21 protein-coding genes are annotated in these 17911 nt (G+C 47.2%); 12 read left to right on the forward strand and 9 right to left on the reverse strand.

The genetic code is table 11. From position 1 onward, the window contains the following. From K0504_RS15445 to K0504_RS15475, 7 genes are all read left to right on the forward strand, one after another. A partial coding sequence (locus tag K0504_RS15445) for a hypothetical protein (protein WP_220105057.1) occupies window positions 1-184 on the forward strand: 184 nt, incomplete at its 5' end. A 154-nt stretch (window positions 185-338) separates the two neighbouring features. Further along, on the forward strand, window positions 339-998 hold the full coding sequence (locus tag K0504_RS15450) for a Bax inhibitor-1/YccA family protein (RefSeq protein ID WP_220105058.1): 660 nt from the start codon (window positions 339-341) through the stop codon (window positions 996-998). A gap of 155 nt (window positions 999-1153) precedes the next feature. Further along, window positions 1154-2353, forward strand: a complete 1200-nt coding sequence (gene gltS / locus K0504_RS15455; RefSeq protein ID WP_220105059.1) for a sodium/glutamate symporter — start codon at window positions 1154-1156, stop codon at window positions 2351-2353. Window positions 2354-2428: 75 nt separating this feature from the next. After that, window positions 2429-2812 carry a sulfurtransferase complex subunit TusD gene (gene tusD, locus K0504_RS15460; RefSeq protein WP_220105060.1) on the forward strand — a complete coding sequence of 128 codons (384 nt, stop codon included), beginning with the start codon at window positions 2429-2431 and terminating at the stop codon, window positions 2810-2812. A 9-nt stretch (window positions 2813-2821) separates the two neighbouring features. Next, a complete protein-coding gene (locus tag K0504_RS15465) occupies window positions 2822-3172 on the forward strand; it encodes a DsrE family protein (RefSeq protein WP_220105061.1) in 351 nt (116 codons plus the stop codon). Beyond that, entirely contained in the window at window positions 3156-3425 is a 270-nt protein-coding gene (locus tag K0504_RS15470) for a DsrH/TusB family sulfur relay protein (protein ID WP_220105062.1), read from the forward strand. The genes K0504_RS15465 and K0504_RS15470 overlap by 17 nt, the downstream gene beginning before the upstream one ends. A gap of 20 nt (window positions 3426-3445) precedes the next feature. Then, window positions 3446-3796: a TusE/DsrC/DsvC family sulfur relay protein gene (locus K0504_RS15475; RefSeq protein WP_220105063.1), complete on the forward strand. Its 351-nt coding sequence runs from the start codon at window positions 3446-3448 to the stop codon at window positions 3794-3796. Between the two features lie 16 nt (window positions 3797-3812). Here the strand turns inward: K0504_RS15475 and K0504_RS15480 are convergent, their stop codons facing one another. The 7 genes from K0504_RS15480 to lrp form a co-directional block, all read right to left on the reverse strand. After that, the gene (locus tag K0504_RS15480) at window positions 3813-4430 is read right to left on the reverse strand and encodes a hypothetical protein (protein WP_220105064.1); all 618 of its coding nucleotides are present in this window, start codon (window positions 4428-4430) and stop codon (window positions 3813-3815) included. 102 nt (window positions 4431-4532) lie between these two features. Then, entirely contained in the window at window positions 4533-4970 is a 438-nt protein-coding gene (locus K0504_RS15485; protein ID WP_220105065.1) for a hypothetical protein, read from the reverse strand. Window positions 4971-5173: 203 nt separating this feature from the next. Then, complete coding sequence (serS, locus tag K0504_RS15490) at window positions 5174-6454, reverse strand: serine--tRNA ligase (RefSeq protein ID WP_220105066.1); 1281 nt, start codon at window positions 6452-6454, stop codon at window positions 5174-5176. Window positions 6455-6579: 125 nt separating this feature from the next. Beyond that, a complete protein-coding gene (locus tag K0504_RS15495) occupies window positions 6580-7896 on the reverse strand; it encodes a replication-associated recombination protein A (protein ID WP_220105067.1) in 1317 nt (438 codons plus the stop codon). Window positions 7897-7908: 12 nt separating this feature from the next. Then, window positions 7909-8544, reverse strand: a complete 636-nt coding sequence (gene lolA / locus K0504_RS15500) for an outer membrane lipoprotein chaperone LolA (RefSeq protein ID WP_220105068.1) — start codon at window positions 8542-8544, stop codon at window positions 7909-7911. Beyond that, window positions 8541-10973 (reverse strand): DNA translocase FtsK, encoded by a 2433-nt coding sequence (locus K0504_RS15505; protein WP_225918185.1) that lies wholly within the window; start codon window positions 10971-10973, stop codon window positions 8541-8543. The genes lolA and K0504_RS15505 overlap by 4 nt, the downstream gene beginning before the upstream one ends. Window positions 10974-11076: 103 nt before the next feature. Next, window positions 11077-11547 (reverse strand): leucine-responsive transcriptional regulator Lrp, encoded by a 471-nt coding sequence (gene lrp / locus K0504_RS15510; protein ID WP_220105069.1) that lies wholly within the window; start codon window positions 11545-11547, stop codon window positions 11077-11079. Window positions 11548-11857: 310 nt separating this feature from the next. On the opposite strand from lrp, the gene trxB reads away from it, so the two are divergent. The 4 genes from trxB to infA all read left to right on the forward strand — a co-directional run bounded on the left by trxB (window position 11858) and on the right by infA (window position 14550). After that, window positions 11858-12817 (forward strand): thioredoxin-disulfide reductase, encoded by a 960-nt coding sequence (gene trxB, locus K0504_RS15515; RefSeq protein WP_220105070.1) that lies wholly within the window; start codon window positions 11858-11860, stop codon window positions 12815-12817. 16 nt (window positions 12818-12833) lie between these two features. Beyond that, complete coding sequence (aat, locus tag K0504_RS15520) at window positions 12834-13517, forward strand: leucyl/phenylalanyl-tRNA--protein transferase (protein ID WP_220105071.1); 684 nt, start codon at window positions 12834-12836, stop codon at window positions 13515-13517. Window positions 13518-13524: 7 nt separating this feature from the next. After that, window positions 13525-14247, forward strand: a complete 723-nt coding sequence (locus K0504_RS15525) for an arginyltransferase (protein ID WP_220105072.1) — start codon at window positions 13525-13527, stop codon at window positions 14245-14247. Window positions 14248-14331: 84 nt separating this feature from the next. After that, complete coding sequence (gene infA / locus K0504_RS15530; RefSeq protein WP_087506518.1) at window positions 14332-14550, forward strand: translation initiation factor IF-1; 219 nt, start codon at window positions 14332-14334, stop codon at window positions 14548-14550. Window positions 14551-14622: 72 nt separating this feature from the next. Here the strand turns inward: infA and clpA are convergent, their stop codons facing one another. Both clpA and clpS read right to left on the reverse strand, forming a co-directional pair. Then, entirely contained in the window at window positions 14623-16908 is a 2286-nt protein-coding gene (gene clpA, locus K0504_RS15535; RefSeq protein ID WP_220105073.1) for an ATP-dependent Clp protease ATP-binding subunit ClpA, read from the reverse strand. Between the two features lie 77 nt (window positions 16909-16985). After that, the gene (gene clpS, locus K0504_RS15540; RefSeq protein WP_220105074.1) at window positions 16986-17306 is read right to left on the reverse strand and encodes an ATP-dependent Clp protease adapter ClpS; all 321 of its coding nucleotides are present in this window, start codon (window positions 17304-17306) and stop codon (window positions 16986-16988) included. Window positions 17307-17516: 210 nt separating this feature from the next. Between clpS and cspD the strand changes: the two genes are divergently transcribed. Beyond that, window positions 17517-17732: a cold shock domain-containing protein CspD gene (cspD, locus tag K0504_RS15545; protein ID WP_087506580.1), complete on the forward strand. Its 216-nt coding sequence runs from the start codon at window positions 17517-17519 to the stop codon at window positions 17730-17732. Window positions 17733-17911 lie beyond the last annotated feature (179 nt).

Below are 17911 nucleotides of genomic sequence, written 5' to 3' on the forward strand. Positions count from 1 at the left end.
CGAACCCCCGGAAGGTTTGACCCTTCGCCTGATTTCAAGTCAGGTGCATTCAACCGAGCTCTGCCACCTCTCCGCAGCAAGTGATGCGCATATTAATGACGCCCCTTATCGTTGTAAAGCAAAATATTACAAAAAACAGGGTTTAGAGTTCGAACGTATAAAAATCGGCCAAAGCATTCGTTAAACAAACAATAAACGACGTATTTCCACACAATTTACGGCTTGAAAATGAAGTGAATCATCGCCACTATGAGTGGTAATGAAAATGATTCTTGGGAACTCTATTGGTTTCTAAGTTTCTAACACCGTTAGAGATAGGTAATAAAGGAGCCTTATCAATGGCACAACAAAGCATGTACAACCCAGCGGTTGAAGCTGGTTCCATCAATAAGATGGTTCGCAACACTTACAGCCTGTTAGGGATGACCTTGCTATTCAGCACGGTAACTGCAGGCGTGTCGATGGCAATGAATCTTAGCCACATGGTGGCGCTCGTCATGATGCTAGCGGCATTTGGTTTGTTGTTTGTAGTCAACAAAAAAGCCGATACCGCCTCTGGCCTGGGTTGGATTTTTGCCTTTACAGGATTAATGGGCGCCTCGTTGGGGCCAATGCTTAACGCTTACGCTGCGCTGCCAAACGGCCCATCGTTAATCATGCAAGCATTAGGCGGCACAGCACTCATTTTCTTTGCGCTATCCGCATATGCCATGACCTCGAAGAAAGACTTCTCATTCATGGGTGGCTTCTTGATGGTTGGCTTGGTCGTCGCCATTATCGCGTCTATCGCCAATATCTTTTTGCAGATCCCAGCAATGAGCTTAGCGATTTCAGCAGGTATGGTCCTGATCATGTCAGGTCTCATTTTATTTGATACGAGCCGTATCATTAACGGTGGTGAAACCAACTACATTCGCGCAACGGTTTCTTTGTACTTAAATATATTCAACTTGTTCGTTCACTTACTGCACTTGTTAGGCGTAATGAACGACGACTAAATTTCTCCCTATCCAACGTTTAAGCCCCGCTCAGTCGGGGCTTTTTTTGTTCATCAAGAATTTCAGCGCAAGTTCAGTAAACCCTTCTATCATTCATCAAAACCTACATTAGTTTGTAGCCATTACTTAAACCCGCCACTTTCTAAAGGATCAATATGGAGAGCCTCGAGGTTCATGGCTTTTTAGCCTTTACACTTGCCATTGTGCTGCTATTTGTTGGCAAGGCCGCCACAATGCGTTACCAAGTCTTGCGCGATTACAGCATCCCTGAACCCGTGATTGGCGGCTTTCTATGTGCTGTTGCAGTCGGTCTAATCTATTACCTATTTAATATTCAAATTAACTTCACGCTCGATGTGCGAGATTGGCTGTTAATTTACTTTTTTGCCGGTATTGGATTGCGCTCCGATATTAAAACGCTGCTGACAGGCGGGCGTCCGTTGGCCCTGTTGGTGGTATTGGCCTGTGTCTATATCGTGCTGCAGAACTTAATCGGGATCGGTACAGCGGCCGGTTTTGGCATGGATCCCAAAACCGGTTTAATGGCTGGTTCGATTTCGCTCATTGGCGGCGTTGGTACAACAATCGCTTGGGCACCTACGTTCGTTGAAGACTTGGGTATTCTCAATAGCATGGAAATTGGCGTTGCCGCAAACACGGTCGGCTTAATAAGCGCCTGTTGTTTAGGTGGCCCCATTGCCAGCTATCTGATTAAACGCCATAAGCTCAAAACAGGCTCTCATGAAAATCTAGATGTTGGTGTAGCGCATGATAAAAATCACAGCAAAATTGAACACTATGCCCTGCTCTGGGCTTGGCTATGGCTCAATGTTGCGCTGATTTTAGGTCACGGTATCGATTCAATGCTGACCGACTGGGGCATACAACTACCTAAATTTGTGAGTTGCTTAATTGCGGGTATTTTCATCCGTAACGCTGTTGCGCCGCTATTTCCGAAGTTACGCTGGCCCGGCCAAGATCAAGGCTTAGCGCTTATCTCCGATATTTGTTTGGGTATGTTCTTAACCATGGCGTTGATGTCATTACAAGTTTGGGAACTGCAAGGCTCAATGATGTTCCTGATGTCGGTGATGGGATTACAAATACTACTGTCGGTGCTGTTCACTGTTTTCGTTGTGTTTAACTTAATGGGACGAGACTACGAAGCAACGGTTATTTGTTCCGGCTTTGGCGGGATAACCTTAGGCTCTACAGCAACAGCCATTGCCAATATGACCGCGGTCAGCCACCAATTTGGTGCCGCTCACCGCGCCTTCATCATTGTTCCTTTGGTGTGTGGTTTCTTCGTTGATATCGTGAACGCCATCATCATTAGCTTCTTTGTTGGTTTATAAAGCGATCTATCTAGTTGCTTGATCCTAATCATCTGGTTAGGATCTTGCTCACCACCTCTTCAATTGAATGATCAAATGGCTAGCTTTACCTTGCTAATTGATAGCCCACCTGAGCACTACAACGCTCATGTAAATGCTATTTCTTTTGCTCATGCGGCAATTCAGCAAGGGCATTCCATTGAACAAGTTTTCTTCTTTCAACAAGCCGTGACCATAGCTGACTTGCACTTGGACTGGCCTGCCGACGAGTGGCCGCCACAAGAGCGCTGGCAAGCGTTAGCAAATGAATTTGGCATACCGCTCGATATTTGTAGCGCAGCAGCGCAGCGACGAGGTTTGGGTGGTGCTGAGTCATTGGAAGAAGCCGAGCAGGTGTTACTTGCAGATGGTTTTAAAATCGGTGGTTTAGGTATGTTGGTGAAAGCCAGTATTCATAGTGACCATGTGGTTCAGTTTTAGGTACGCTCGATGATAGTGATTTGGTCTACACAGCCCGCCATTGGCAATATTACCGGCCGCGAGACATTAGACGCAGCGCTCGCCTTTGCTGCCTACGACCAACCTGTCACCCTGCTATTTTCACAGTTAGCAGTTCGTCAGCTATTGCCGTTGCCAGAAGCCAATTTAGCTGGCGCAAAAAACATCGCAAACCTGCTAAAAGCGCTGCCAATGTTTGATATTGAAGCGGTATGGGTGCACGACAAATCGTTGCAGCAATGCCAGCTTAAAACAGAGCAGTTAATCGGTGAGCCGACGTTAGTTTCAGATCAGCAAATACGCACATTGCTACAGGAGGCCAATCATGTCATTCGAATCTGAATCGAATCGTGTGGTCTATGTGGTTCGCGAGCAACAGTCCTGTGATTGGTTTGACTTAGTAACCAACGATGATGTGGTGGTATTGGTTGAAAATGCTGTTTATCGTCAATCCCACCAATTGCCGAGTTTGGGCCTTCATCTCGCCTTAGCAAGCGATTGTGCAGCTAGAGCCGTTACGCCAGCCATCGACACCATCGACTTTCCACAATGGGTTGAGCTTGTTGCTAACAGTGCTCAAACCATTCGAGTTTAACGAGAAAAAGCTTTTTATTTATGCCTGCAATCCCCACTCGCATCGAACTACCAGACGGCACATCCTTGCCATTAGATAAACACGGCTATTTAGCAAATTTTGATGATTGGTCAGAGCTGGTTGCCAACGAGTTTGCTGCATTGGAGCAAATCGAGCTAACGCCCGAACATTGGGAAGTCGTGAATTTTGTTCGCAACTTTTACAACGAGTTTGAAACCAGTCCAGCAATTCGCATGCTTATCAAAACACTCGGTAAGCAATGGCCAGAAGAAAAAGCCAATAGTCGTTACCTGTATAAATTATTCCGTAAAGGCCCAGCCAAACAAGCAACGCGTATTGCCGGACTCCCGAAACCTGCCAAGTGTATTTAGTCGTCGCAATTGCTTATTAACTAGCGTTACATCTCATTTCACTGGTTACTGGCAGCGTAGCTGATTTAGACATGTTGCTACCGGTTGGTTGGGCCATTAATGACGTATTCTTGAGTGTTAGGGTGAAATCTCCTAACCAGTTACTTTGGCCTATGTAGTTCAGCTCATAAAATCCATAAGCTTTTGGGCACTTAAAATAGTAGTGATAATACGCAGAGCCGAATGCTCCGGGATCTGAGTTACGTATGTAAATAGTTTGACTGCCTATTTCTCGCTCAAAATGAAAGTGCTTTGCACCTGGCCCAATCACCAACCAGATAACCCCAATTAGCACGAACATTAGTTGTCCCACGCCGACTAGCACGAGAGCAGCCTTTGGCAGTAACCAAGCGTAGCGAAGCAGTTTACTAACAGTATCCTTGAGTTCCGCTCGAGACAACAACATCAAGCCCTGACTCAACAGTATGCATTTTATGATGAGTAGAAATGAGCCAAGCTGACTCATCATCAATGGACTGTGCCACTGAAGTCCCCATAATGTTTCAAAACTAAGCGTCTCGGCCAATGGAATCAAAATCAGCAGTGCCGAGATAAATACTTCCGTGTTGGATTGTTTTGGAATTAGAAGTGCCAAGCTAGCCTCCGTGCTATGACTTTTTAGTTCGATTACGGCTCGTAAATCATAACTAAAAAAGGAGCCAATGGCTCCTTGTCACACATCAAAACGACACAGGTACTAAAAAGTGCACACTGCAGTCCAGTGTGAATCTGGCGCTGCTGTGCTGGCGTAACTATGGGTACAGCTTGCTGCACCGGTGCCAGCGTTGGCCGTTTTCACACTGTAAACAGCTGCTGCTCCTGAGTCAGTTGAAGTGGTGCTCGCACTCCAATTACTTAACGAGCACTGCGCCGTAACTGTAATGGCGTTGCCAGCTGCTCCACCAGAGATACTGGCTTCTGCTTTGATGTTGGGCGATGCGCGACTACAGTTACCGCCACCTGAGGTAAAGGTCACGTTACTACCTACTCCGGTCATGGTAATGGTTGTGCGCGGGACAGCTTGAAGCTCTGCTGGTGCTTCACCAATTGCGCCTTTCAGATCGATATAAGAGAAACCGACCAAGACTAATGTCAAAATGCTAATCAGCAATAACAGCTTGTTCGAACCTTCCATAAATCACCTCCATATAAGGCTATAGATGCCCGGACGCGCTGACAGAGCCAGCGTACCGAGCGGTGTTAAAGTCTATCTCCCGTTATGAGAAATGCCTGTTTGCAGCACTATCGAGCCGCATTTGCTACACCTAGATCACAAAAAGGACGCTAGATAGCGCCCTTTTATGTTTAAAACAGCTTGTTGGCTACAAGGCCAAAGTGTTAGCCGATTTGAGTTTTGCCGCCCATGTAAGACTGTAACGCTTCTGGAATATCAATTTTTCCGTCCGCGGTTTGGTAGTTTTCTAATATGGCCACCAAGGTACGGCCTACCGCTAAACCTGAGCCGTTTAAGGTATGAACCAATTCTGGTTTCTTCGCACCAGCAGGACGATAGCGTGCCTGCATACGTCGGGCTTGGAAATCACCGACATTGGAGCAAGAAGAAATCTCACGATAAGTGTTTTGCGATGGTACCCAAACTTCCAAGTCGTAAGTTTTGTAAGAGCCAAAGCTCATGTCACCAGTACAAAGCACAACCTTACGATAAGGTAAGTTAAGCAGTTGCAGTACCTTTTCAGCATGACCAGTCAATTCTTCCAACGCTTGCTCAGATTGATCGGCAGCAACGACTTGCACCAACTCGACTTTATCAAACTGATGCTGACGGATCAGGCCGCGAGTATCTCGGCCATAGGAGCCCGCTTCAGAGCGAAAGCATGGTGTATGCGCTGTCAGTTTAATGGGGAGATCTGCGGCATCAATAATGGTGTCTCGTACCGTGTTGGTTAATGGTACTTCTGCCGTTGGAATCAAGCTCATACCAACGCCTTCTTCGGTCGCTGGTTTGGTATGGAATAAGTCGTCTGCAAATTTAGGCAACTGGCCGGTGCCAAACAGGCTATCGGCATTAACTAAATAAGGCATGTAGCATTCGGTGTAACCGTGCTCTTCGGTGTGCAAATCAAGCATGAATTGCGCTAAGGCGCGATGCATTTTTGCAATTTCGCCACGCATTACAATAAAGCGAGAACCACTGATTTTTACTGCGGTTTCAAAATCTAGCCCGTCAGCGCCAACATCGACGTGGTCTTTGACTTCAAAATCAAATTCACGCGGTGTACCCCAACGGCTAACTTCTACGTTGTCATTTTCATCAGCGCCGTCAGGCGCATCTTCAGCGGGCAAGTTTGGTAAGCCAGCCATGAGATCGTTTAATTCAGTTTGCAGCGCATCGAGCTCAGCTTTTGCCGCGTCGAGCTGCTTACCCATTTCGCCTACCTCAGCAAGCAATGGCTGAATATCTTCACCTGCGGCCTTAGCTTTACCAATACTTTTGGATCGGACGTTGCGCTCGTTTTGCAGGGTTTCGGTTTTAATTTGCAGATCTTTACGGCGTGATTCGAGCCCAAGATACGCTTCGGTATCAAACTTGTACCCTTTACGGCCAAGTTGGCGAACCACATTATCCAGATCGTTCCTGAGCAACTTTGCGTCTAACATCGTGTCTTCCAAATAGTTGCTGCTAGATCAAGCGGATCAGCAGCGAGTTGAAACTAAAATGAGGGCTGATTTTACCTGCCATATGGGCCTGAGGCAAAGGTCAATTGTTCGGTTTTAAAATGGCGTTAACGCCTGTTGTTCGATCGATCATCTTGTTGGCGTAAATAAGCTATTTTTTCAGCGATTTTGCGCTCTAACCCGCGGTCACTCGGTTGGTAAAATTCATGACCAACGAGTCGTTCAGGCAAGTAAGTTTCGCCGGCCGCGTAGGCCCCAGGCTCATCGTGGGCATACCGATACCCCTGATTAAAGCCCATTTCTTTCATTAATTGGGTGGGCGCATTTCGTAAATGATTAGGAACATCAAGCGAGCCATGTTCTTTTACTGCTGCGCGGGCAGCTTTAAAGGCGGTGTAAACGGCATTAGATTTTGGCGCAACAGCCAAGTAAACAATCGCTTGTGCAATGGCTCGTTCACCTTCTGCGGGCCCCACACGGTGGTAACAATCCCACGCGGCTAGGGCAACCTGCATAGCCTTAGGATCGGCGTTACCAATATCTTCAGACGCAATCGCGAGCAAGCGACGTGCAGCAAGCACTGGATCCATGCCGCTTTCCAACATGCATGCAAACCAATACAAAGCGCCGTCAGCGGATGAACCCCGGATTGATTTATGGAAAGCCGATAGCAAGTCGTAGTAACGATCACCTTGTTTGTCGGCAGCAACTGCCTGCTCCCCCGCCGCTTCTTGGATCGCATCGAGATCAATAAGTGGGGAGCCATCGGTACCGGCTGCCGCTAAGTCACACGCAATTTCCAAGGTGTTTAACAGGCGCCTCGCATCACCAGAAGCTGCACGTAGCAGCGCTGTGGAGGCTTCGTCAGTAATACAGTTAGGCTGCAGCCCTAACCCTTCTTTCGATGTTAACGCGCGTTTCAGTAAGTGAGTCAGATCATCGCTGTCTAACGATTTGAGAAGATAAACTCGCGCCCGAGATAGTAGTGCGTTATTGAGTTCAAACGACGGGTTTTCTGTTGTAGCACCAACGAAAGTTACGGTGCCATCTTCGATGAACGGCAGTAGCGCGTCTTGTTGAGACTTATTAAAGCGATGAACCTCATCAATAAACAACAAGGTACGGGAGGATTTGCTTTTAGCAGCAGCTATGGCTGCGCGTATTTCTTTAACACCGGCGCTTACCGCTGAAATTCGCTCAACATGTGCATCAGCGTAGCGAGCGATTAATTCAGCAAGTGTGGTTTTACCTGTGCCTGGCGGCCCCCACAAGATCATCGAGTGGCATTGGCCCTGCTCTAGCGCTTTGCGTAGTGCTTTGCCTTCACCAAGAATATGCTGCTGACCTACGTAATCAACCAAGCGCTGAGGCCGCATACGGGCAGCGAGCGGTTGATGGTTTGGCGTATCAAACAAATCGTCCATTAGATAGCGTGGTTAGCCGGCAGTGCGTTGATCATCAATATCAACGCCTTCTGGGATCTTAAATTCGAATAACTCATTGCCTTGCGGGGCTTCGCCGGTGAAATCCGTCAATTGAAAACGTGTGACGGTACCTGCGCTGTCTTGCATTAATATGCTGTCGATACGCTGTTCGAGCACATTAACTTGCAGCCAAGCAACATTGGAAGCACTATTCGGAACAACGCGATAGCCGGTATCATTTTGACTAATGTGGTAATCCTGCCAAACGGCGTCTTCATCGCTAGTCAGTAACATAAACGGCGACTGGCCGATGGCGTCCTGTAAGCTATAAATGCTGACTTGCTCTAGAAAAGGGCTATACAACCAAAGCGCATCACCGTTAGCAATCAAAAGCTCTTCATCGGGTATTTCTACTTGCCAACGCAACATGCCAGGTCGTTTGGTGGCGAGGTTGCCAGACGACTGCTGGAGTACCTGTTGTTGCTCATCATAAACCGTTTGTTCAAAGTTAGCGGAAAAGCCCGCCATTGATGCCAAATAACTGCGCAGCGCTTGGCGCGCATCGGCGTTATCTGTCGCGGCAGTAGCCGTGTTTGCAGTGAGCCAACAGCAAGCAGCAAGCGCTGCCAATTTTAAAATTTTTGTCATACGTCTTTCACCGGCGGTGGCGCGAGCACATCGCGATTACCATTATGGCCAGGAGCAGAAACCACGCCATCGGCCTCCATTTGTTCAATGATTCGGGCAGCTCGGTTATAGCCAATTTTCAATTTACGCTGAACGCTGGAAATTGATCCCCGGCGGCTTTCACAAACAAAGGCGACGGCATCGTCATAGAGCGGATCGTAGTCATCTTCACTACCGGTTTTCTCGCCGGGGATCACCACGTCGTCAGCCACTTCACCGGCTAAAATCTCTGAAATGTAATTGGGTTTGCCACGCTTTTTCCAATCATCAACAACGGCATGCACCTCATGATCGTCAACAAAAGCACCATGAACGCGGGTTGGCGTTGGTGATCCCGGCGGCAAATAGAGCATGTCGCCCATACCAAGTAGTGCCTCGGCGCCCTGCTCGTCCAAAATGGTTCTAGAGTCCACGCGCGACGATACTTGGAACGCCATCCGTGTTGGAATGTTGGCTTTAATTAAACCTGTGATCACATCAACGCTGGGGCGCTGTGTGGCAAGAATAAGGTGAATACCAGCAGCCCGCGCTTTTTGAGCGATCCGAGCAATTAGCTCTTCAACTTTTTTACCAACAATCATCATCATGTCAGCAAATTCATCAACAATTACGACGATTCGCGGCAGCGGCTCAAGCTCTGGTGGTTCACTTTCAAATTGTTCGGTTTCTTTAAACAAGGGATCGAACAATGGTTGGCCGGATGCTTTTGCTTCTCTCACTTTGGCATTAAAACCATCGAGGTTTCGGACACCAACGGCGGACATCAGCTTATAGCGCCGTTCCATTTCACCCACACACCAACGCAACGCATTGGCGGCTTCTTTCATATCAGTTACGACTTCTGATAGCAGATGTGGAATACCTTCATAGACGGATAATTCCAACATCTTGGGGTCAATCATGATGAAGCGAACGTCATCAGGTGAGCTCTTATACAACAAGCTAACAATCATCACGTTGACGCCAACCGACTTACCCGAGCCGGTGGTGCCAGCTACCAGCAAATGGGGCATACGGGCTAAATCAACCACCACAGGGCTACCTGAAATGTCAGCGCCGAGCACCATGGCTAATGGCGATTTAGACTCTTCAAATTTCTGTGCCGATATAACTTCGCTTAAACGCACAACCTCGCGCTTTTTATTTGGAATTTCGATACCGACATAGGTTTTCCCGGGAATCACTTCCACCACGCGAACGCTGACCGCAGACAGACTACGCGCGAGATCTTTTGATAGGCTCGTCAATTTGGCGACTTTAATGCCTGGCGCTAAATCTAGTTCGAAGCGAGTAACAACAGGACCCGGATATACGGCCACAACCTTGGCTTCAATATTGAAATCGAGAAGTTTGAGTTCAACTAATCGAGCAACGACGTCGAGTTCTTCTTGGGTGATTGGATTCTTATTTTTGTCTGGTTTCTCGAGCAAATCTAAGGTTGGCATTGGCGCAACGGCCGGTTCATCAGCTAAGTCCGACGCCAAATATACCGTGCCATCTTCAATGATGTATTCATCACCGTCACTAGTTGTTTTTGTTGACGGCTTTTTAGCTTTTGTCGGCTTAGGTTCATCTAACTCAAAAGGCGGCTCATTGTCGTCAGACAATGAAGGCTCTTGCCGTTCAGTCGTTTCGGTGGCGCTGTCGTTATTGCCAATAAGGTCTTTCAACAACTGGCTCATTGGCGCTGGTTCGGGCTCGGCTTCTTCCGGCGGTTCAATATCGTCAACGGGTTCAGCCGAATCGCTAGCGTCTAGTTCGGCATTGGTTTGCTGACGCTGCTGCCACCATTGCGGTAGCTGCGCCACTGCATTGAATAACCAAAACATGCCAACGCCAACTTTTTCGGCTAGCCAAACCACCGAGATTCCAGAGAGTAAGTTTGCACCTAATACTATAAGCGCCATCAACAGCAGTTGACTGCCGCCTAAGCCGACAACCGGTAGCAGACCTTGTGCAATTAAATCGCCCAGCAAACCACCAGAGCTGTAGTAATAAAGATCGTCAAAGTTGATGCTCGATATACCAGTAAGGCCGAGCAACAAGCTAAGGCTACCAATTAGTTTTAAGCTAAGAGACAAGTAATCGAGTTGGCTGAGAATATAGCGGTGGTTGAATAATGCCCAACCAAACAACGCCGTTAACACGGGAGCTAAGTACCCTACCCAGCCAAAGATAAACAATAGGAAATCAGCAATCCAAGCGCCAGCGGGACCCGCGGCATTATGAATGGAGCCATGAAAACTGGTTTGCGACCAACCCGGATCGCCCGGGTGAAATGTCATCAAGGCGATCAGAATAAACAGCGCGGCCACTGAAAATAGGATCAGGCCGGCTTCAAATAAACGTTGCAACCCGGATGTTTGCGGGCGGGATACAGACTCGCTCAAAACACATTCAGTCCATGATAAAAAACTGGCTACACCATAACAAAAACCGTTGATATGACCAATGCCAGCGCTAGCTTTTGCTGACTCAATACTAATTTGCTGATTATTTAATCTGTAGGCGCGTTTTGGCCTGTACTTCTTCCATCACAACATAGGTACGGGTATCGGACACATTGGGCAATTTGAGGAGTGTTTGACTCAACATGGCGCGATAAGCTGACATGTCGGCAACACGGGTTTTGAGTAAGTAATCAAAGTTACCCGACACCAAATAGCACTCAAGAATTTCTTCCAACTGCACAACCGCCGAATTGAATCGCTCGAATACATCCGGAGCAGCCCTGTCTAACGTCACCTCAATAAAAACCAATAAGCTACTGCCAACTTTGGTTGGATCAATATTGGCCTGGTAGCCCAAGATCACGCCCTGTTGTTCGAGTCGCCGGACTCGCTCTAAGCAAGGCGTGGCCGACAAACCAACACGGCGCGCTAATTCAACATTAGAAATACGACCGTTATACTGCAGCTCTTGCACAATGCGTCGGTCGATACGATCTAGAGGTTTATTTTGCATAACAATAAATCAACAAATAAGGAATTATCCCAAAAGCGATACTAACAGAACATTATTCTAAATACGTAGCGCCTAATAGTGACAACCTCTAAAACAGAATCATTTCCTGAGCAATCTAACAACTAGCAGGTGAAATATTGTTTTTTATGCCAGCACACATAACTAATCGCTCTAACGTCATAACAAATAAAAGCGCGCCTTCGCCCTTTATTTTTAGCTTTTTATACCTACATCGTATTTACCAACAATTATTCAAACACGTACAATCGAGCACTTTCAGTTCGATGATAGATGGCTTGGGAGTCGTTTTATGAGTGAAGCCAAACACTGCAAATTATTAATTTTAGGTTCGGGCCCAGCAGGCTATACCGCTGCAGTTTATGCTGCCCGTGCAAATTTAAGCCCGGTTTTAGTGACCGGCATTCAGCAAGGTGGCCAGTTAACCACCACCACTGAAGTCGAAAACTGGCCAGGTGATCCCGAAGGGTTGACCGGCCCCGGCTTGATGGACCGTATGTTGAAACACGCCGAACGATTCGATACCGAAATCGTATTCGATCACATCCATACCGTGGATGTCAGCAAGCGTCCTTTCACCCTCACCGGTGATTCGGGTATATACACGTGTGACGCGCTGATTATTGCCACAGGCGCATCGGCACAATATTTAGGTCTTGAGTCTGAAACGGCTTTTCAAGGTAAAGGCGTTTCTGCGTGTGCCACCTGTGATGGCTTTTTCTACCGTAACCAAAAAGTAGCCGTTGTCGGTGGTGGTAACACCGCCGTTGAGGAAGCGCTTTATTTAGCGAATATTGCTTCAGAAGTTCACCTGATTCATCGCCGCGATAGCTTCCGAGCCGAGAAGATTTTAGTTAAACGACTAATGGATAAGGTCGAAGAAGGCAAAATCGTGCTGCACACCGACCGTACGTTGGATGAAGTGCTTGGCGACGACATGGGCGTAACAGGCGTGCGTATCCAAGATACTAAGAGCGAGAATAAAGAAGATCTCGACGTCGCAGGCGTATTCATTGCCATCGGCCACAAGCCAAACACGCAAATCTTTGAAGGCCAATTAGCAATGGCGAATGGCTACCTGAAAGTACAATCGGGTACCGAAGGTAACGCGACGCAAACCAGTGTTGAAGGTGTTTATGCTGCTGGTGATGTGATGGACCATATCTATCGCCAAGCAATTACGTCTGCCGGTACTGGCTGTATGGCGGCGCTTGATGCTGAGCGTTTCTTAGATGGCCTGAACAAAGATTAACCTTTAAAAGGGCTTAATGATGCTAACGCTGCTGAATGACGATCCGACTGACTTCCCGGATATAGCGTTAGCACTTGATGAGCCAAACGGCCTATTAGCGTTCGGTGGTGACTTGCACCCCGAACGCTTAATTGCTGCCTATCGACAAGGCATTTTCCCTTGGTTCAGCGACGATGATCCAATCATGTGGTGGTCGCCAGATCCACGCTGCATCATTGAGCCTCAGCATTACACTCCGAATCGTACATTAACCAAACTTTGGCGAAATCACAGCTTTACCATTCGCATCAATAGCGCGTTCGAACAAGTCATAACCGCATGTTCAGAGCCGACTCCAAATCGTCCAGACACTTGGATTAATCAAGATATGCTGGATGCTTACTGCCAATTGCATCGCCTTGGTCACGCCCACTCGGTTGAAGTCTGGCACGGCGATCAACTCGTAGGCGGATTGTATGGGTTGCAATTAAATGGCGCCTTTTGTGGTGAATCGATGTTTCATCGCGTCAGCGGTGCATCCAAAATCGCCTTTTTAGCGTTGATTGAACGCATGAAAACGGCAGGTATGACACTTCTCGATTGCCAACTCGAAAACCCACACCTGATGAATCTTGGCGCTACAGTCTGCAGCCGAAATGATTTTGCCCTGCGACTTGAACAGGCACTGCTGATAGACTGTCAACAAATCGTTAAGATCTGAGGCCAGTATGAGCTCCGAACCTTTGCAACAGGCGCGACTTGCTCTAAGCCAGCCGTCTCAATGCAGTTATCTCGAAGATCAACAAGAGCAGCTGCTATTTGTGCTCGATCAACGCGTTATGAATGAATATGGCTATGACTATTTATTGGCTCATGGATTTCGACGCAGTGGTACCGAAGTGTATCGACCACACTGCGCAAGTTGCAGTGCTTGCCAATCGTTACGCATCCCTGTTGCTGAATTTGTTGCCAGTTCAAGTCAAAAGCGGGTAGCAAAGAAGTCAAAAGCGTTTCGCTGGCAGGTTTCAGAAGATGTTAGCGACGACCATTTTGCAATGTATAGCCGCTACATAGAGCAACGCCACAGCGATGGCTCAATGTACCCACCCAATCGCCAGCAACTCACTAAATTCAGCCGCAATGAATGGCTAGCGGTGTTGCATTTAGAATGTTGGCTTGATGATCAACTCGTGGCCGTTGCCATCACCGATGAAACGCCAAATGCCCTATCTGCCTTATATACATACTTTGAGCCTGAATTCGAGCATCTGTCGTTAGGCACTGCCTGTATTTTGCAGCAAATAGAATTAGCCAAAGCGATAGGAAAAGATTATCTCTATCTTGGATATCAAATTGATAACTGTAGTGCGATGAATTACAAAACAAATTTCCGCCCAAACGAACAATTCATTGGCGGCCGTTGGCTTACGTGTAAAAAATCGGCAAGCTAACCTTTACACTAGTAGGGAATTCGTGCACAATTCCGCGCGCTAAATAGGCCCTATACAATCATGGCAGTTGAACGAGAATCCTGAATGGCTAAAGAAGACAGCATTGAAATGGAAGGCACGGTTCTGGAAACCCTGCCTAATACTATGTTCCGAGTGGAACTGGAAAACGGTCACGTGGTTATTGCCCACATTAGTGGCAAGATGCGTAAAAACTACATCCGTATTCTGACCGGCGACAAAGTAACTGTAGCATTGACACCTTACGACTTAAGCAAAGGTCGCATCGTATTCCGCGCTCGTTAATTGACGCATACAAATTTCCAACAAAAAAGCCCGCTTCTGCGGGCTTTTTTGTTGGTGGCCATTGCTCCAACCTTAGCTAGTGCAATCCGCCAATTCCTTACCGTAATCAAAGACTAGCTTGCCACGTTTCAGCGTGATGGTGACCGAGCCTCCGTTAGACAAACAACCAAAGAGTAATTCATTGGCCAGTGGTCGTTTCAGAGACTCTTGAATCACTCGAGACATAGGTCGTGCGCCCATCGCTTTATCGTAGCCTTTTTCAGCTAAGTGCTTACGGGCTTTGGCATCCACATCAAGCGACACCCCTTTCGCATCAAGCTGAGCTTGTAATTCAACAATAAATTTATCAACCACTTGTTGAATTACTTCTTCGTTCAGGTGGTTGAACCAAATAATATTGTCTAAACGATTGCGAAACTCCGGAGTAAACACTCGGTTGATTTCACTCATCGCATCAGTGCTATTGTCTTGCTCTTGGAATCCAATGGATTTTTTCACTGTTTCCTGCACGCCAGCATTAGTGGTCATCACCAAAATGACATTTCGAAAATCAGCTTTACGGCCATTGTTATCAGTCAATGTGCCATGATCCATAACTTGCAGCAGCAGGTTGTAGACGTCTGAATGAGCTTTCTCAATTTCATCCAATAACACCACACTGTGTGGATGATTCAACGCAGCATCGGTTAACAAGCCGCCTTGATCAAAGCCCACGTAGCCTGGAGGCGCACCAATTAAACGGCTCACCGCATGACGCTCCATGTACTCGGACATATCAAAGCGCGTTAACTCAACGCCCATCAGTTTGGCCAGCTGTTGTGTCACTTCCGTTTTACCAACCCCTGTAGGGCCTGCAAACAAGAAGCTGCCAACCGGTTTCTTTTCCTGCCCTAAACCAGAACGTTGCAATAAAATTGCGTCTGAAAGCACTTCAATGGCGCGATCTTGGCCGAACACAACCATTTTCAAATTGCGATCGAGATTTTTGAGAACATCTTTGTCTGTCGATGACACCGACTTAGCCGGAATTCGAGCCATTTTGGCGATGATCGACTCAATTTCATGTACGCCAACCGTTTTCTTGCGGCGACTTGGCGGAACTAAGCGGGTATGGGCGCCAGCTTCATCAATGACATCAATCGCCTTATCGGGTAAATGGCGATCGTTAATATATTTAGCGGACAATTCTGCTGCCGCGCTAATCGCTGGTTTGGTATAGCGCACACCATGATGCTGCTCGTAGCGCGCTTTCAAACCCAGCAAGATTTTGGCGGTATCCTCCACACTAGGCTCTGGCACATCAATTTTCTTAAAGCGACGCGCTAGGGCGCGATCTTTCTCAAAAATGCCGCGATATTCCTGATAGGTGGTTGCACCAATGCAGCGCAGACGGCCGCTAGTCAGCAAAGGCTTGATCAAGTTTGACGCATCCATCATGCCGCCTGATGCAGCGCCAGCGCCAATGATGGTATGAATTTCATCAATGAACATGATGGCATGGGGTTTTTCTTGCAGCTCTTTCAATAACGATTTAAAACGTTTTTCGAAATCACCGCGATATTTAGTGCCCGCAAGCAATGCCCCTAAGTCGAGCGAGTATATAACGCTATCGGCAATAATATCAGGCACATCACCTTCAACAATTCGATAAGCCAAACCTTCAGCAATGGCAGTTTTACCAACGCCAGCTTCGCCCACCAACAATGGGTTATTTTTCCGTCGGCGGCATAAAACCTGAACCGTTCGTTCTAATTCATCATCACGACCAATTAAAGGGTCAATGCCATCTTCGGCCGCGAGTACATTAAGGTTGGTCGCAAAATTAGCTAACACTGAGTCACTCGCAGGAGCGGACTCGCTTCCCTCAACATCACTATCAATTCGTTCTTGCTCAGACGGCGACGAATCGCTCCCAGAATTTTCTACTTTTCGAATGCCATGGGAAATGAAATTAACCACGTCGAGACGCGATACAGATTCGCGCTTGAGGAAATAAACGGCCTGACTTTCTTGCTCGCTAAACATCGCCACTAAGACGTTGGCACCTGTTACCTCACTTCGACCAGACGATTGGACATGAAAAACGGCGCGCTGTAAGACACGTTGAAAACCAAGCGTCGGCTGTGTTTCACGCTCTTGATCCTCTGCGGGGATCAACGGCGTGGTTTGTTCGATAAATTCGGTGAGAGAGGTTTTTAGCCGTTCGATGTCGGCCCCACAGGCTTCTAAGGCCCCTAACGCAGCAGTATTTTGAAGCAAGGCAAGTAACAAGTGCTCAACCGTCATGAACTCATGACGCTTGTTACGGGCTTCGCGGAATGCATCATTCAACGAGACTTCTAACTCTTTATTTAACATAGGCACGCCCCTTACTAATCATGTCACCCATTATCATGGTGTACTTCATGGTAATGCGGTTAGGATCAATGCAATTATTACGCCTTTTCCATTGAGCACATTAATGGGTGCTCATTTTCTCGCGAATACTGATTGACTTGAACAACTTTAGTTTCTGCAACATCTCGTGTGTAGACACCACACACGCCCCGCCCTTCGTGATGAACCTGCAACATAATTTGCGTTGCTTGCTCGTTAGTATGAGCAAAAAACCGTTGCAACACATCGATTACAAAGTCCATTGGCGTGTAATCGTCGTTGTTCAGAAAAACCTGATATAACTTCGGCTCTCGCACCGATAATTCAGGTTTGGATTCGACCACATCTTCATGGGCCAAATCGATGTTTCTTTCACTCATTTTAAATACTAGCTCAAACCGATAAACGAAAATTCGCGCAATCGCTCACATTCAACCGACCGCACAAATTACCAACTTTGCACAAACGTTTCCTTGACTCAATCAATCTTTGTACTAGAGTGGCAAAAGGTACAAATTTTGTTCAATCAGCGTCTGTCAGACTGATTTTGGCAGAACAAAGTGCAGTCGTAAATGGAAGGATGTAGAAGTATGGCTACCGGAAAAGTCAAATGGTTCAATAACGCCAAAGGATTCGGATTTATTTGTCCAGATGGCGGTGGTGAAGATGTATTCGCGCATTACTCAACGATCGAAATGGACGGATATCGCACCCTGAAAGCAGGACAGGAAGTTCAATTTGAGTTGCATGAAGGACCCAAGGGTAACCATGCACTTAAAATTTCTCAGGTAAGCGACGAGAAATAACGTACCTCCCCCTCATATTAGAAGCAGGCTTCGGCCTGCTTTTTGTATTTTTAGCGTTTCGAATACCAGCGTAGAGCCCTCCAAAGCACCAAAATTCGCCACCATGTTAGACATTGGTCAAAAGACATGGCGAAAACGCGCTTTACGCAACGATAACAAATTGTTTTAAAAGGCAATAT

It is taken from the genome of Neiella holothuriorum, assembly GCF_019457915.1.
Taxonomy (GTDB): domain Bacteria; phylum Pseudomonadota; class Gammaproteobacteria; order Enterobacterales; family Neiellaceae; genus Neiella; species Neiella holothuriorum.

What these genes read in the sequence shown, in the direction of transcription:
- aat (WP_220105071.1), top strand. Translation starts at nt 12,834, where the DNA reads ATGATGCTAACGCTGCTGAATGACGATCCGACTGACTTCCCGGATATA.
- infA (WP_087506518.1), top strand. Translation starts at nt 14,332, where the DNA reads ATGGCTAAAGAAGACAGCATTGAAATGGAAGGCACGGTTCTGGAAACC.
- trxB (WP_220105070.1), top strand. Translation starts at nt 11,858, where the DNA reads ATGAGTGAAGCCAAACACTGCAAATTATTAATTTTAGGTTCGGGCCCA.
- K0504_RS15475 (WP_220105063.1), top strand. Translation starts at nt 3,446, where the DNA reads ATGCCTGCAATCCCCACTCGCATCGAACTACCAGACGGCACATCCTTG.
- K0504_RS15470 (WP_220105062.1), top strand. Translation starts at nt 3,156, where the DNA reads ATGTCATTCGAATCTGAATCGAATCGTGTGGTCTATGTGGTTCGCGAG.
- K0504_RS15465 (WP_220105061.1), top strand. Translation starts at nt 2,822, where the DNA reads ATGATAGTGATTTGGTCTACACAGCCCGCCATTGGCAATATTACCGGC.
- K0504_RS15495 (WP_220105067.1), bottom strand. Translation starts at nt 7,896, where the DNA reads ATGGACGATTTGTTTGATACGCCAAACCATCAACCGCTCGCTGCCCGT.
- serS (WP_220105066.1), bottom strand. Translation starts at nt 6,454, where the DNA reads ATGTTAGACGCAAAGTTGCTCAGGAACGATCTGGATAATGTGGTTCGC.
- clpA (WP_220105073.1), bottom strand. Translation starts at nt 16,908, where the DNA reads ATGTTAAATAAAGAGTTAGAAGTCTCGTTGAATGATGCATTCCGCGAA.
- clpS (WP_220105074.1), bottom strand. Translation starts at nt 17,306, where the DNA reads ATGAGTGAAAGAAACATCGATTTGGCCCATGAAGATGTGGTCGAATCC.
- K0504_RS15450 (WP_220105058.1), top strand. Translation starts at nt 339, where the DNA reads ATGGCACAACAAAGCATGTACAACCCAGCGGTTGAAGCTGGTTCCATC.
- K0504_RS15485 (WP_220105065.1), bottom strand. Translation starts at nt 4,970, where the DNA reads ATGGAAGGTTCGAACAAGCTGTTATTGCTGATTAGCATTTTGACATTA.
- lolA (WP_220105068.1), bottom strand. Translation starts at nt 8,544, where the DNA reads ATGACAAAAATTTTAAAATTGGCAGCGCTTGCTGCTTGCTGTTGGCTC.
- K0504_RS15525 (WP_220105072.1), top strand. Translation starts at nt 13,525, where the DNA reads ATGAGCTCCGAACCTTTGCAACAGGCGCGACTTGCTCTAAGCCAGCCG.
- cspD (WP_087506580.1), top strand. Translation starts at nt 17,517, where the DNA reads ATGGCTACCGGAAAAGTCAAATGGTTCAATAACGCCAAAGGATTCGGA.
- gltS (WP_220105059.1), top strand. Translation starts at nt 1,154, where the DNA reads ATGGAGAGCCTCGAGGTTCATGGCTTTTTAGCCTTTACACTTGCCATT.
- lrp (WP_220105069.1), bottom strand. Translation starts at nt 11,547, where the DNA reads ATGCAAAATAAACCTCTAGATCGTATCGACCGACGCATTGTGCAAGAG.
- tusD (WP_220105060.1), top strand. Translation starts at nt 2,429, where the DNA reads ATGGCTAGCTTTACCTTGCTAATTGATAGCCCACCTGAGCACTACAAC.